12 protein-coding genes are annotated in these 14,087 nt (G+C 71.5%); 7 read left to right on the top strand and 5 right to left on the bottom strand.

The features are described from left to right. Nucleotides 1-90: 90 nt before the first annotated feature. On the bottom strand, nt 91-822 hold the full coding sequence (locus FIV43_RS04615) for a PucR family transcriptional regulator (RefSeq protein ID WP_141013186.1): 732 nt from the start codon (nt 820-822) through the stop codon (nt 91-93). 77 nt (nt 823-899) lie between these two features. Then, nucleotides 900-1,343: a hypothetical protein gene (locus tag FIV43_RS04610; protein ID WP_141013185.1), complete on the bottom strand. Its 444-nt coding sequence runs from the start codon at nt 1,341-1,343 to the stop codon at nt 900-902. 191 nt (nt 1,344-1,534) lie between these two features. Between FIV43_RS04610 and FIV43_RS04605 the strand changes: the two genes are divergently transcribed. Then, nucleotides 1,535-3,118, top strand: a complete 1,584-nt coding sequence (locus FIV43_RS04605) for a GMC family oxidoreductase (protein ID WP_141013184.1) — start codon at nt 1,535-1,537, stop codon at nt 3,116-3,118. Further along, entirely contained in the window at nt 3,115-4,842 is a 1,728-nt protein-coding gene (locus FIV43_RS04600) for an aldehyde dehydrogenase family protein (RefSeq protein WP_141013183.1), read from the top strand. Before FIV43_RS04605 ends, FIV43_RS04600 begins: the two co-directional genes overlap by 4 nt. Nucleotides 4,843-4,906: 64 nt before the next feature. Here FIV43_RS04600 and FIV43_RS04595 read toward each other — a convergent pair whose 3' ends face one another. Next, a complete protein-coding gene (locus FIV43_RS04595; RefSeq protein WP_141013182.1) occupies nt 4,907-5,950 on the bottom strand; it encodes an LLM class F420-dependent oxidoreductase in 1,044 nt (347 codons plus the stop codon). Between the two features lie 67 nt (nt 5,951-6,017). Between FIV43_RS04595 and FIV43_RS04590 the strand changes: the two genes are divergently transcribed. The 4 genes from FIV43_RS04590 to map all read left to right on the top strand — a co-directional run bounded on the left by FIV43_RS04590 (nt 6,018) and on the right by map (nt 10,114). Next, entirely contained in the window at nt 6,018-6,992 is a 975-nt protein-coding gene (locus tag FIV43_RS04590) for a Zn-ribbon domain-containing OB-fold protein (RefSeq protein ID WP_141013181.1), read from the top strand. Between the two features lie 21 nt (nt 6,993-7,013). Continuing rightward, a complete protein-coding gene (locus FIV43_RS04585) occupies nt 7,014-8,090 on the top strand; it encodes a thiolase domain-containing protein (RefSeq protein WP_141013180.1) in 1,077 nt (358 codons plus the stop codon). Further along, the gene (locus FIV43_RS04580; RefSeq protein WP_141013179.1) at nt 8,090-9,265 is read left to right on the top strand and encodes a thiolase domain-containing protein; all 1,176 of its coding nucleotides are present in this window, start codon (nt 8,090-8,092) and stop codon (nt 9,263-9,265) included. Before FIV43_RS04585 ends, FIV43_RS04580 begins: the two co-directional genes overlap by 1 nt. A gap of 81 nt (nt 9,266-9,346) precedes the next feature. Continuing rightward, a complete protein-coding gene (gene map, locus FIV43_RS04575) occupies nt 9,347-10,114 on the top strand; it encodes a type I methionyl aminopeptidase (protein ID WP_141013178.1) in 768 nt (255 codons plus the stop codon). Between the two features lie 31 nt (nt 10,115-10,145). Here map and FIV43_RS04570 read toward each other — a convergent pair whose 3' ends face one another. Together FIV43_RS04570 and FIV43_RS04565 are read right to left on the bottom strand one after the other, a co-directional pair. Further along, nucleotides 10,146-11,384 carry an MFS transporter gene (locus tag FIV43_RS04570; protein WP_196780979.1) on the bottom strand — a complete coding sequence of 413 codons (1,239 nt, stop codon included), beginning with the start codon at nt 11,382-11,384 and terminating at the stop codon, nt 10,146-10,148. A 132-nt stretch (nt 11,385-11,516) separates the two neighbouring features. Further along, a complete protein-coding gene (locus FIV43_RS04565; protein ID WP_141013177.1) occupies nt 11,517-12,752 on the bottom strand; it encodes a cytochrome P450 in 1,236 nt (411 codons plus the stop codon). A 166-nt stretch (nt 12,753-12,918) separates the two neighbouring features. Here FIV43_RS04565 and FIV43_RS04560 point away from each other — a divergent pair, with 166 nt between their 5' ends. Continuing rightward, entirely contained in the window at nt 12,919-14,082 is a 1,164-nt protein-coding gene (locus FIV43_RS04560; RefSeq protein WP_141013176.1) for a steroid 3-ketoacyl-CoA thiolase, read from the top strand. Nucleotides 14,083-14,087 lie beyond the last annotated feature (5 nt).

Genomic DNA, 14,087 nt, shown 5'->3' with positions numbered 1-14,087 from the left:
GTGACGAAGGTCGCAGTCGCCGGCCGGGCCGCGCTCATGCGCTGGACCAAAACGTCGGCCCGGGTTCGGACTGCACGACAAAACACGGCATCAGGCCTGCGTGGAGGACTCCTCGGGCAGCCCGTGCAGGACGACGTGACGCAGGGCGAGCTCGAGGAGGGCCACCCGCTCGGCGAGCGGGTGGCCCAGGAGCTCCTCGGCCCGCGCCAGGCGGTAGCGGATGGTGTTCTTGTGCACGAACATCCGCTCCGCCGTGGCCTCCACGTTCAGGCCACCCTCCAGGTGGGCCAGCACCGTCTCCCGCACCAGGGCGACGTTGCGGTCGGGTGAGGCGAGGTCGCCGAGCTCCCGCCCGACCATCCGGTGCACCAGCTCCGGCGCATCGGCGACCAGGCAGAGGAGCTCGACGTCGGGGTAGGACAGCAGAGCGGGTGATCGACGTGCCGCGAGGCCCAACCGCTCCACCGCGCGGGCCTCCAGATGACTGGACCGGAAGCCCGCCAGTCCGCGGGCCGGCATCCCGACGGCCAGATGGGCGCCCGCCTCCGCCAGGACGGTGGCGACGTCCTCGATCCGTCCGGGATCCGGCCTGCGTGCGGTGGCTGCCCAGAGCCAGAGCTCGCGACTTCCCGCGACCAGGGTGAGCGGTGGCGGAGCGTCGAGCGCGCGGGCGAACGCTGCCGTCAGGTCACTCAGGGCGCTGCTCGTCGTCGTCGGGTCGTCGTTGTCGTCGAGCCACAGCACCGCGGCCGTCTGCCAGTGGGCGACCTGGTGCCCCAGGTCCCGCGAGATCCGGTCGATGTCTCCGCCGGCGCCGCCCAACAGCGTGCTGACCAGCTCCGAACGCTGCTGGACCGCGCCGGCGACCAGGCGCTGGCGTTCGTCGCCGTAGGTGTCGATCAGCGCCTCGACCGAGTCGTTGAGCCACTGCTCGCCCCGGCTCCAGAGGTAGGTGAGCAGCTCGTCGGGGCCGGGTCCTGCGGGCCGAGCGCCGCGGTGACCTCGGCGAAGTAGTCGAAGAGGACCTTGTGGGCCGAGCGGTACACCTTGAGCAGGACGCTCAGCTCCAACCCGCGGCGGGCCAGCGAACGGGCGAGATCGGCGGCCTGCGGCAGCGGGGTGAAGCTGTGCGCGGAGGTGAGGTTGGCGGCGAACACCCGCCACTGGGCACGGGTGCTGGCGTGCAGGTCGGCGACCAGCATCGGGTCCTGGGCGAGCTCGGGCATCTGCCCGGCGATGTGCTCGTCGATCCGGCGGGGCACCTCGTCGGAGATCGGCGGCACCACGGCCTCCTCGGCGTACCGCTCCAGCCACACCCGCATGGAAGCCACGCTCGCCGTCACCGCCGCATCCCTTCGCCCCACGCCCGCCTCCGGTTGGTCAGGCACACAATGGCGGAGCCCAGGTTTGGCTGCAACGCCAAGCGCCCGCGAGTCCCGCGTTGACACCGTACGAGGACCGACGTGACGACCGCCACAGTGGCGGCGGCCGCGCGATGACGACGCAAGGGTGAGACAAGGGTGAGGCGAGGGTGATGACTGACATGGCGACGTACGACTACATCGTGGTGGGCTCGGGGTCCGCGGGCTCCGTGGTGGCCGGCCGGCTCTCGGAGAACCCCGACAACAGGGTGCTCCTCATCGAGGCCGGCCCGCGCAAGACGGGGATGGAGGTGAAGGTGCCCGCCGCCTTCGCCAAGCAGTTCAAGACCGACCTGGACTGGGCCGTGATGACGGAGCCGGAGCCCGGCCTCGACGATCGCGTCCTCTACCACCCGCGCGCCCGCTACCTCGGCGGGTGCAGCGGCATGAACGCGATGATGTACGTCCGCGGCAGCCGTCACGACTACGACGACTGGGCCAAGGGCGGCGCGGTCGGCTGGTCGTACGACGAGGTGCTGCCGCTCTTCAAGGTCTCCGAGCGCAACTCGCGTGGCGCCAGCCAGTACCACGGCGCCGTCGGCCCGCTCTACATCGAGGACCAGCGCGATCGGAACCCGCTCTCGGACCGGATCGTCGCGGGCATGGTCGAGACCGGCATGCCCCGCAACGACGACTGCAACGGCGCCGACCAGCTCGGCGCGGGCAACCACCAGTCGACGCTGCGCCGGGGTCAGCGGTGGACGACCGCCGACGGCTACGTGCGGCCCGCGCTCAAGCGTGCCAACTTCACCCTGCTCTCCGACGCCCAGGTGCACCGGGTCTCGGTCGAGGGCGGCCGGGCCGTCGGCGTCGAGGTGGAGGTCGAGGGGAGGCTGCGGACGATCCGCGCCGACCGCGAGGTGATCCTGTCCGCCGGCGCCTTCAACACTCCGCAGCTGCTGATGCTCTCGGGGATCGGTCCGGCCGACCACCTCGCCGAGCACGGCATCGCCACGCTGCTGGACAACCCGAACGTCGGCGCCCACCTGATGGACCACCCGTTCTACACCGCGAACTTCGAGACCAGCGCGAAGGGCACGCTGGCCGAGGCGGAGTCCCCGATCCAGCTCGTGAAGTACCTCGCCGCGCGCAAGGGACTGCTGACCTCGCCGATCGCGGAGGTCACCGGCTTCCTCCGCACCCGACCCGACGAGGAGACGCCCGACATCCAGCTGGTCGGCGGGCCCGCGTACTTCTGGGACAACGGCTTCTCCACCCACGACAAGGCCGCCTACGTGATCGCCGCATCGCTGATCGGCTCGAAGAGCCGTGGGTCGGTCCGGCTGCGCAGCGCGGACCCGAAGGCCCAGGTCGCGGCGCGGTTCAACTACATGTCCGACCCGGCCGAGATGGACTCGATGGTCGCCGCGATCGAGCGGATCCGGGCGGTCGCCGACTCCGCTGCGCTCAAGCCGCTCACCACCCGCCACCTGCACCCGCCGGCCAGCGTCCGGACGCGGGCCGAGCTCGAGGCGGACATCCGGCGCAACATCGTGCACACCTACCACCCCTCGTGCACGGCCCGGATGGGCTCGGAGGCCGACGGCGTGGTCGACCACGAGCTGCGCGTCCACGGTGTGAGCGGGCTGCGCGTCGCGGACGCCTCGGTGTTCCCGACCGTCACGCACGGCAACACGCACGCGCCCAGCGTGCTGGTCGGCGAGAAGGCCGCCGCCATGATCGCTGCGGCCCGATGAGCACCGAGGCGGACGCCGCCACCAGCGCGGCGCTGGCGGCCGACCTGATCGTCGAACGACTCACCGCCGGTGAGACGAGGTGGGCGCGCACCCCGCTGGCCGAGCGGGCAGCGCTGCTGACCCGGTTCGTCGCGCTCGTCGACGAGTGTGCCGAGGACTGGGTCCGGATCGCGTGCGAGATCAAGGGCCTGCCCGCGGACTCACCGCTCGTCGGCGAGGAGTGGATGAGCGGCCCGTGGGCGACCGCGAGCTACGTGCAGGCCCTGCACCGCACCCTCACCGTCATGGCCGAGGGCGGCGACCCGCTCGCCGGGTTCGACGTACGCCGCATCGCCGGTGATCGGATCGCCGTCGACGTCCTGCCGTCCAACCCCTTCGAGTGGCTCCTGCTCAACGGCTTCACCGCGCAGGTCTGGATGCGCCCCGGCGTCGGGGAGGACGAGCTCGTGGCCGGCCAGGGTCTCGGTCAGCGCACCCCCGACGACACCGCGGGCGTGGCGGCCGTCCTGGGGGCGGGCAACATCACCTCGATCGTGCCCAGCGACCTCCTCTACGTGCTGTACGCCGACAACCGTGTCGCCGCGGTCAAGCTCAACCCGATCTCGGACCCGCTGGCCGAGGTGTACCGACGGATCTTCGCGCCGTTCATCGAGATCGGGGCCATCGAGATCGTCACCGGCGGCCTCGAGCTCGGCGCCGCACTGATCGAGCATCCGGACGTCGCGGCGGTGCACATGACCGGCAGTGAGGCCACCCACGATGCGATCGTCTGGGGTACCGGTGAGACCGCCCGCGCCAACCGCGCGGCCGGCACGCCCGCGCTGACCAAGCCGATCACCAGCGAGCTGGGCGGCGCGGCGCCGGTCGTCGTGGTGCCCGGGAAGTGGTCGAAGCGGGACCTGCGGTTCCAGGCCCAGCACATCGCGACCCAGCGGCTGCACAACGGCGGCAGCAACTGCATCGCGGCACAGGTGGTGGTGCTCAGCGCGGACTGGGAGCAGAAGGACGACTTCCTCCGCGAGCTCACGGAGGCCCTGGCTGCGGCTCCTGCGCGGCTGCCGTGGTATCCGGGAACCGTGGCGCGGGCCGACGATGCCCGCCGGGCGCACCCGCGGGCGGTCCCGGTCGGCGGCACCGCCGAGCGCACCCTGATCACCGGCCTGGACCCGGCGGATCCGACGGAGCCCGCCTTCCGCTCCGAGTTCTTCGGGCCGGTGCTCGGCGTCACCGAGATACCCGGCCGCGGGTCGGACTTCCTGGCGCGCGCGGTCGACTTCTGCAACGACCGGCTGCGCGGCACCCTGGGCGCCAACATCGTCCTTCACCCCCGTACCCGCCGGGCGTTGGGCGAGGGCTTCGAGGACCAGGTCGCCCGGCTGCGCTACGGCACGATCGGGATCAACGTGTGGACCGGGGTGGGCTACCTCACCGCGAACGCCACCTGGGGCGCCTTCCCGGGGCACCCGCTCGACGACATCCAGAGCGGTCGCGGCATCGTGCACAACGCGCTCCTGCTCGACGGCGTGGAGCGCACCGTCGTCCGAGGTCCCTTCCGGCCCTCGCCACGCTCGATCGTGCACGGCGAGTGGAGCCTGGCACCCAAACCACCGTGGTTCGTGGACAACCGCACCGCGACCACCACCGGTCGGCGCCTGACCCGGTTCGCCGCTCACCCCCGGTGGCGCGGCCTGCCGGCGATCTTCGCCTCCGCCCTGCGCGGCTGACCTGCGCGGTTCTTCGGGGAGCCCGGGTGTGCCGGGTGGGCGCGCCGCCCACCCGGCACGCGGCTCACCCCAGCGCCTCGGCCACCGACCGGACGTCGTCGGCGGTCCGGGCGCTCAACAGCAGCGTGGTCACGCCGGTCTCCTCCCACTGCGCGACCCGCTCCCGCACCTCGCCCGGGGTGCCGATGATGTGCAGGTCGTCGACGAGCTCGTCGGGGATCAGCGCGGTGGCCTCGTCCTTGCGGCCGGCCAGGTAGAGCTCCTGCACCTTCTCGGCGAGGTCGCCGTAGCCCATCCGCGCGAAGACCTGGGTGTGGAAGTTCTGCTCCTTGGCTCCCATCCCGCCCATGTAGAGAGAGGCGAAGGGCTTCATCGCGTCCAGCGCCTGCTGCTTCTGCTCGGCGTTCTCCACGATCTGCAGGTGGCAGGTGGCCGCGATCTCGAAGTCCTCACGGGTACGTCGTGCACCCGGGCGAGCGAAGCCCTCGTCGAGCCAGGGCTGGTACATCCCAGCGGACCGGGGCGTGTAGAAGATCGGTATCCAGCCGTCGGCGATCTCCGCGGTCTGAGCCACGTTCTTGGGTCCCTCCGCGCCGAGCCAGATCGGCAGGTCGGCGCGCAGCGGGTGCACGATCGGCTTGAGCGGCTTGCCGAGACCGACCGAGCGCGGGCCGGCGTAGGGCAGCGGATAGTGCTCGCCGTCGTTGGTGACCGGTGTCTCGCGGGCGAGCACCTGCCGGATGATCGAGACCGCCTCGCGGGTGCGCGCCAGCGGCTTGGAGAAGGGCTGGCCGTACCAGCCCTCGACCACCTGGGGACCGCTCACCCCCATCCCGAGGATCATCCGGCCGCCGGTGAGGTGGTCGAGCGTCAGTGCGTGCATCGCGATGGAGGTCGGGGTCCGACCCGACATCTGGACGATCGAGGTGCCCAGCCGCAGGGTCGAGGTCTCGCGGCCCCACCAGGCCAACGGGGTGAACGCGTCACTCCCCCAGGCCTCCGCGGTGAACAGCGCGTCCCACCCGGCCTCCTCCGCGGCGCGCACCAACTCCGCGACGCCGGTCGGCGGCTGCGCGCCCCAGTACCCCAGTTGCAGTCCGAGCTTCATCCGGTCTCCTTCGATCCCTGCTGCTGAATGCTTGTCGAGAATAGTAGAACGTGTTTCACTTTCGGGCATGAGTCGCACACTCTCGGCGCCGGTGACGGTCGCCTTCGACTACACCCGATCCGTCGGCCCGGTGCTCGGACGATTCCTCACCGGCCTGCGCGACGCAACGTTCGTGGGTGCTCGCACCAGCGACGGCCGCGTCGTCGTACCGCCTCCGGAGTTCGACCCGGTCTCCCACCGGCCGACCACCGACTTCGTCGACCTGCCCGACACCGGAACGGTCTCCTCGTGGACCTGGGTGAGCGAGCCGGTCGCCGGGCAGCCCTTCGACCGGCCGTTCGCCTTCGCCCTGGTCACCCTGGACGGGGCGGACGCGCCGATCCTGCACGCGGTCGACGTCAGCGCGCCCGATCAGATCACCACCGGGATGCGGGTGCGCGCCCGTTGGGCGGCCGAGCGCACCGGACTGATCACCGACGTCGTCTTCGAGCCGGCCGACGCCGCCGGGACAGCCGCCGGGACAGACGCCGAGCCAGGCGCCGCCGCGGCATCCTCCGCCGACCCGGTCAGCGGCATCGTCACGCCGGTCAGCCTCGACTACACCTACGCCGCCTCCCCCGAGGAGTCCGCCTTCTTCCGCGGCCTGGCGCAGGGACGGATCGTCGGCCAGCGGTGCCCGAGCTGCCAGAAGGTGTACGTGCCACCGCGTCCGGCCTGCCCCACCGACGGCGTGCCGACCGTCGAGGAGGTCGAGCTCTCCGACACCGGCACCGTCACCACGTTCTGCATCGTCAACGTGCCGTTCATGGGTCAGAAGATCAAGCCGCCCTACGTCTCCGCCTACATCCTGCTCGACGGCGCCGACATCGCCCTGCAGCACCTGATCCTCGACATCCCCGTCGACGAGGTGCGGATGGGACTGCGGGTCAAGGCCGCCTGGAAGCCCCGCGAGGAGTGGGGCACCACCATCGAGAACATCAGCCACTTCGCGCCGACCGGTGACCCGGACGCGGACTACGACACCTACAAGCACCACCTCTGAGCGGACCGGAAAGGTACTGACATGCGTGACGTCGCCGTCGTCGGGTTCGCCCAGCGACAGTTGCAGGACTACGACGGGTCCCCGCAGTGCGCGGAGATGCTCGTCCCCCTCTTCGCCGACTGCTACGAGCAGACCGGCTGGACCAAGAAGGACATCGGGTTCTGGTGCTCCGGCTCCTCGGACTACCTGGCCGGGCGGTCCTTCTCGTTCGTGAGCGCCATCGACGCCATCGGCGTGCTGCCGCCGGTGAACGAGTCCCACGTGGAGATGGACGCGGCCTGGGCGCTCTACGAGGCCTGGCTGAAGATCCAGACCGGCGAGGTCGACACCGCACTGGTGTTCGGCTTCGGCAAGGCGTCGGCGGGCGTGCTGCGCCGCACCCTGGCGCTGCAGCTGGATCCCTACACGATGACCCCGTTGTGGCCCGACACCGTCTCCATCGCCGCGCTGCAGGCGCGCCTCGGCCTGGACGCCGGGTTGTGGGACGAGGCCGCGATGGCCGAGGTGGTGAACCGCTCGCTGACCGACGCGGAGAAGAACGAGTTCGCGGTGCGCTCGGGCGGCTCCTCGGTGGAAGAGCTGCTCAAGCGACCGATGTTCGCCGACCCGCTGCGCAAGCACGACGCCGCGCCGGTGACCGACGGTGCGGCGGCGATCGTCCTCGCAGCCGGGGACCGGGCACGGGAGGTGCGCGACCGACCCGCCTGGATCACCGGCTTGTCCCACTTCACCGACGGGCTTCACCTGGGCACCCGTGACCTGACCCGCTCGGCCTCCGCCGGGCGCGCGGGTGCCGCGGCGGGCGCGTCCGCCGGCGGGCTCACCGACGTCGAGGTGGCCGAGCTGCACGCGCCGTTCAGCCACCAGGAGCTGATCCTGCGTGCCGAGCTCGGCCTCGGCACCGACGCCAGGATCAACCCCTCGGGAGGCGCACTGGGCGGCAACCCGATGTTCACCGGCGGAGGCATCCGGATCGGCGAGGCCGCTCGCCGGATCTGGGACGGCTCCGCCGACAAGACGCTCGGCCACGCGACCAGCGGTCCGGCCCTGCAGCAGAACCTGGTGTGCGTGATGTCGTCGGAAGGGGCGAGCAACTGATGGGCGCTGGATCGAACTCGAAGCGGCCTGCCGCGGTGATCGGCGTGGGCCAGACCCACCACCGCGCGAAGCGTGAGGACGTCTCGATGGCCGGGCTGTGCCGCGAGGCGATGGACCGGGCGCTGGCCGACGCCCAGATGACCCTGGACGAGGTCGACGCCATCGTGGTCGGCAAGGCACCGGACCTCTTCGAAGGGGTGATGATGCCCGAGCTGTACCTCGCCGAGGCCCTCGGCGCCGCCGGCAAGCCGCTGCTGCGGGTGCACACGGCCGGCTCGGTCGGTGGGTCCACCGCGATCGTGGCCAGCTCGCTGGTGCAGTCCGGCGTGCACAAGAAGGTGCTCACCGTCTCCTTCGAGAAGCAGTCGGAGTCGAACGCGATGTGGGCTCTGTCGGTGCCCGTGCCGTTCGTGATGCCGGTCCACGCCGGTGCCGGTGGCTACTTCGCGCCGCACGTGCGCTCCTACATCCGGCGCTCCGGGGCGCCGACGCACATCGGCGCGATCGTGGCCGCCAAGGACCGCACGAACGCGCTGAACAACCCCTACGCCCACCTGCGGGAGAAGAAGACCGTCGACGACGTCCTCGCCTCGCAGATGCTCTGGGACCCGATCCGCTACGAGGAGACCTGCCCGTCCTCCGACGGGGCCTGCGCGCTGGTGATCGCCGACGAGGACGTCGCCAGGTCCTCGCCCAACCCGGCCTGGATCCACGGCACGGTGATGCGCTCGGAGCCGACCACCGCCGCCGAGCGCGACCAGGTCAATCCCCAGGCCGGGCGCGACGCCGCCGCGGCCCTGTGGAAGCAGGCCGGGATCACCAACCCGATCGAGGAGATCGACGCTGCCGAGGTCTACGTGCCGTTCTCCTGGTTCGAGCCGATGTGGCTGGAGAACCTCGGCTTCGCCGGGGAGGGCGAGGGGTGGAAGCTGACCGAGTCGGGCGAGACCGCGATGGGCGGCCGGATCCCGTTCAACGCCTCCGGCGGCGTCCTCTCCTCCAACCCTATCGGCGCCTCGGGGATGCTGCGCTTCGGCGAGGCGGCGCTCCAGGTCCGCGGCGCGGCCGGGGACCACCAGGTCGACGGCGCCCGCCGCGCCCTCGGCCACGCGTACGGCGGCGGCTCGCAGTTCTTCGCGATGTGGGTCGTCGGGGCCGACAAGCCCAGCAACTGAGCGCAGGTGGTCGCCCCACCCCTCATCCGCGGCGCCGTCGCCGACTCCCACGAGTCGACGGCGGCGCCGTAGGCTGACCCCGTGATCGAACTGCGCACCCCGACCCAGATCGAGCAGATGCGTCCCGCCGGCCGCTTCGTCGCCTCCGTCATCACCGCACTTGCGGAGAAGGCGGCCGTCGGGGTGAACCTGCTCGAGCTCGACGAGCTCGCGCACCGGATGATCAAGGACGCGGGCGCCGAGTCCTGCTACATCGACTACCACCCGTCGTTCGGCGCCAGCCCGTTCGGCAAGGTGCTGTGCACCTCGGTCAACGACGCCGTGCTGCACGGCCTGCCGCACGACTACACGCTCGCCGACGGCGACCTGCTCTCGGTCGACTTCGCGGCCTCGATCGACGGCTGGGTCTCCGACTCCGCGCTGTCGGTCATCGTCGGGACGCCCGACCCCAAGGACCAGTGGTTGATCGACACCGCCCAGCAGGCGCTGGACGCGGGCATCGCCCAGGCCCGCGGCGGCAACCGCCTCGGGGACATCTCGGCCGCCATCGGCGACGTGGCACGGGGAGCCGACCTCGCCGTCAACCTGCAGTTCGGCGGCCACGGCGTGGGTCGCACCATGCACGGCGAGCCCCACGTGCCCAACGACGGTCGCGCCGGGCGCGGCCTGAAGCTGAAGCCCGGCCTGGTCATCGCGATCGAGCCGTGGTTCCTGCACACCACCGACGAGATCGTCTTCGACCCGGACGGCTGGACGATCCGCTCCGCCGACGGCTCCCGCGGCGCCCACGTCGAGCACACCATCGCGATCACCGACGGCGACCCGATCGTGCTCACCGCGCGGGGCTGACGCCCCGGACTCCCCCGGCTCCTCCGGGCCCTCAGCCGCGCGGGCGCGGTGAGCCGACCCCGGCCCAGGCCAACAGGGCGAGGGCGGCGACCTGCGTGGCGGCGACGACGCCGACCAGTGCCGTGAGGTGATCGGTGACCAGGGCACCGGCGACCAGCCCGCCCAGCACCGCGCCGACTCCCTGGGCGGCGGCGAAGACGCCGTACCCGGTGGCGCGGTGGTGCGTCGGCACCACGGCGGCGACCTGGGCCTTCACGGTCGAGTCGAGCAGCCCGGTGGCGACGCCCCACACCGCGACGCCGAGCAGCACCGGCGCGAGGGTGCCACCGAACGCCAGCGGCGGGACCATCGCCACCAGCACCGGTACGACGTACAGCACCGCCGCTCCGACCCGGTCGAACACGGCGCCGGTGACCAGCGCCGCCACCGCACCGGTGGCCATCGCCAGCGCGTAGACCAGCGGCGCGGCGGCGGCCGGGACGAGGTCGTCCTCGACGAACCGGTAGGAGATGATGCCGAACGTCATCAGGCCGCCCGTCGCGAGTGCGCACGCCGCGGAGAGTCGGTGGAAGCGCGCGGGCAGGTCGAGCCCGAGCCGGGCGGCCCACCCGGTCGCCGGGGCGCCGGTGATCTCATCGGCGGGGGCCCGCACCGTCGGCGCGGCCAGTGACGGGACCCGGCTGCCGAGCAGCGCCAACAACGCGAGTGCGACCACGCCCGGCACCAGCAGCACCGCGAACGAGGGCCAGAGCGCCCCGGTCAGTGCCGCGACCCCGGCGACCACCAGGGGCCCGGCGAAGGCGCCCACCTGGTCCAGGGCCTTGTGGATGCCGAACGCCCTGCCCAGGCCACCGTTCCCCGCGACTCCCGCGAGCAGGGCGGACTTGGCCGGGCTCCGGATCGCCTTGCCCGACCGCTCGAGCAGGATCAGTAGCGCGGCGAAGGCCAGTCCTGCGGCCCCGAGCGCCGGCGCGACCGCGAGCAGTGGCACGCAGACAGCGGTCAGGCCGTAGCCCAGCACCACCAGTCGCCACGGCCGGCCACTGCGGTCGGCCCAGGCGCCGGTGCCGAGCCGGAGCAGCAGCGCCACCGCCTCGCCGGCGCCGGTGATCAACCCGACGGCGAGTGCGGAGGCGCCGAGCGAGCCCAGGTAGGGCCCCGCCACCGACCGCATGCCCTCGTAGACCATGTCGGCCGAGAGGCTGACCAGTCCGAAGGTGACGATCGCGCGGCGCGGCGTCCAGGTCGCGACATCGGTCTTCGTGGTCACGTCAGGCGATCCTGCCAGCACGCGACGGCCGCCGCCGTCCCGATCGGTCGCCGGGCGGCGGCAGATCCCCGCCACGGACGAAGGGCCCGGCCCCCTCCCCGGGACCGGGCCCTCGCACGCCGGGACCTCAGGTCACTTGTAGGTGACCTGCATCTCCTTGATGGCGTTGAGCCAGCCCGAGCGGAGGCGCCGAGGCTCCCCGGCCAGGCTGATGTCGGGTGCGACGTCGGCGATCGCGTTGAAGATCAGGTTGATCTGCAGGCGGGCGAGGTTCGCGCCGATGCAGTAGTGCGCGCCGTGCCCGCCGAACGCCACGTGCGGGTTGGGGTCGCGCAGGATGTCGAACGTGAACGGGTCCTCGAAGACCTCCTCGTCGAAGTTCGCCGAGGCGTAGAACAGGCCGACCCGGTCCCCCTTCTTGATCGGGTGCCCGTCGAGCTCGGTGTCCTGCTTCGCGGTGCGCTGGAAGACGGTGACCGGCGTGGCCCACCGGACGATCTCGTCGACGGCCGTGTCCGGCCGCTCGGTGCGCCACAGCTCCCACTGGTCGGGGTTCTGCAGGAACGCGTGCATGCCGTGCGTGGTCGCGTTGCGGGTGGTCTCGTTGCCCGCCACCGTCAGCAGGATGACGAAGAAGCCGAACTCGTCGTTGGTGAGCGCACCGTGGTCGTCGTCCTGGCCGACGCTGATCAGCTTGGTGACGATGTCGTCCTGCGGGTTGGCACGCCGCTCGTTCGCGAGCTGGTCGAAGTAGCCCAGGATCTCCATCGACGCCAGCGCCGGGTCGGCGTCGATCTCCGGGTCGTCGTAGCCCATCATCTGGTTCGACCACTCGAAGAGCTTCTTGCGGTCGTCCTGGGGCACACCGAGGAAGTCCGCGATCGCCTGCAACGGCAGCTCCGCGGCGATGTCCTCGACGAAGTCACCGGAGCCCTTCGCGACCGCCGCCTCGACTATCTCGCGAGCCTTCGCCTCCAGGCTCTCCTTGAGCTTGGCGATCGCTCGCGGCGTGAACCCACGCGAGACGATGCCGCGCATCTTGGTGTGGCTGGGCGGGTCGTGGTGGATCAGCATCGCCCGCTGCAGCTCGACCTGGTCGCGGGTCATGTCCGGGGCGAACCGGATGATGACCCCGTTCTCGGCGGTCGACCAGTTGTCGTTGTCCTTGGAGACCTCGCGCACCTCCTGGTGCCGCGTGCAGGCCCAGTAGCCCTGGTCCAGGAAGCCGGCCCGGGCCTCCGGGACCTGCTCGACCCAGTGGATCGGCTCGGTACGACGCAGCGCCTTGAACTCGTCATGTGGCAGTGCCACGGCGTTGATGTCGGGATCGGTCGGGTCCCAGCCCTCCGGAAGCACCAGCTCGGTCACGCGCAGAAACCTTTCGTCACGGGCCGTCGTCGACCCTGTGGCAGGCGCCACATGGAACACGTTCTGCACGGAGACTACAGACAATCGGCAAAACAAGAAAGGGTTTCGTCGTCGAGTCACCGGGACGAACCAGAACGCGTTCTATTTTCGGTGCTACGTTGCCGACATGGGCACTCCAGTCATCGTCGAAGCAGTCCGTACCCCCCTCGGCAAGCGCAGGGGCCACCTGGCCGGCGTGCACCCGGCGAACCTGGTCGGATTCGTCCAGGCCGAGGTGCTGCGCCGGGCCGGCATCGACTCCGACCTGGTGGAGCAGGTCATCGGCGGCATCGTGACCCAGGCCGGCGAGCAGTCCAACGACACCATCCGCCGCGCCTGGCTGCATGCCGGGCTCGCCCAGCACACCGGCGGCACCACCCTGGACGCCCAGTGCGGCTCGGGCCAGCAGGCCACGCACCTGGTCAACGACCTGGTCGCGGCCGGCACCATCGAGGTCGGCGTGTCCTGCGGTGTCGAGGCGATGTCCCGCATCCCCCTGGGCGCCAACGTGCCGGCCGGGACGGGCGACCCACGGCCCGAGGACTGGACGATCGACATGCCCAACCAGTTCGAGGCCGCCGACCGGATCGCGAACAACCGCGGCCTCTCCCGCTCCGACCTGGAGGAGTTCGGCGCGGCATCCCAGGCGAAGGCGAAGGTCGCCGTCACCGAAGGCCGGTTCAAGCGTGAGATCGCGCCGTTCGAGGCTCCCGTCCTCGACGAGGAGGGGAAGCCCACCGGCGAGACCCGTGTCGTCGACACCGACCAGGGGCTGCGGGACACCACGCTCGACGGGCTGGCCAACCTCCGCCCCGTCCTCGAGGGCGGTCTGCACACGGCCGGCACGTCCTCGCAGATCTCCGACGGGGCCGCGGCCCTGCTGGTGATGGACGAGGAGAGGGCCAAGGCGCTGGGCCTGAAGCCCCGAGCCCGGATCCGCAGCCACTGCCTCGTGGGCTCGGACCCCTACTACCACCTCGACGGCCCGATCGACGCCACCCAGCGGATCCTCGACCGCACCGGGATGGCGATCAGCGACTTCGACATCTTCGAGGTCAACGAGGCCTTCGCCTCCGTCGTACTGTCCTGGGCCGGTCAGCACAACGTCGACCTGGACAAGGTCAACGTCAACGGCGGCGCGATCGCGCTCGGCCATCCGGTCGGCGCGACCGGCGTCCGACTGATCACCACCGCCCTGCACGAGCTCGAGCGCCGGGACGCCTCCACCGCCCTGATCTCGATGTGCGCCGGCGGCGCGATGGCGACCGGCACGGTCCTCGAACGGATCTGACCAGC

The sequence above is a fragment of the Nocardioides sambongensis genome, from assembly GCF_006494815.1.
Classification (GTDB): domain Bacteria; phylum Actinomycetota; class Actinomycetes; order Propionibacteriales; family Nocardioidaceae; genus Nocardioides; species Nocardioides sambongensis.
Note: the sequence above shows the minus strand (reverse complement) of the source record. Positions and strands in the feature narration are given on the sequence as shown.

What these genes read in the sequence shown, in the direction of transcription:
- FIV43_RS04605 (WP_141013184.1), top strand. Translation starts at nt 1,535, where the DNA reads ATGACTGACATGGCGACGTACGACTACATCGTGGTGGGCTCGGGGTCC.
- FIV43_RS04600 (WP_141013183.1), top strand. Translation starts at nt 3,115, where the DNA reads ATGAGCACCGAGGCGGACGCCGCCACCAGCGCGGCGCTGGCGGCCGAC.
- FIV43_RS04595 (WP_141013182.1), bottom strand. Translation starts at nt 5,950, where the DNA reads ATGAAGCTCGGACTGCAACTGGGGTACTGGGGCGCGCAGCCGCCGACC.
- FIV43_RS04590 (WP_141013181.1), top strand. Translation starts at nt 6,018, where the DNA reads ATGAGTCGCACACTCTCGGCGCCGGTGACGGTCGCCTTCGACTACACC.
- FIV43_RS04585 (WP_141013180.1), top strand. Translation starts at nt 7,014, where the DNA reads ATGCGTGACGTCGCCGTCGTCGGGTTCGCCCAGCGACAGTTGCAGGAC.
- FIV43_RS04580 (WP_141013179.1), top strand. Translation starts at nt 8,090, where the DNA reads ATGGGCGCTGGATCGAACTCGAAGCGGCCTGCCGCGGTGATCGGCGTG.
- FIV43_RS04560 (WP_141013176.1), top strand. Translation starts at nt 12,919, where the DNA reads ATGGGCACTCCAGTCATCGTCGAAGCAGTCCGTACCCCCCTCGGCAAG.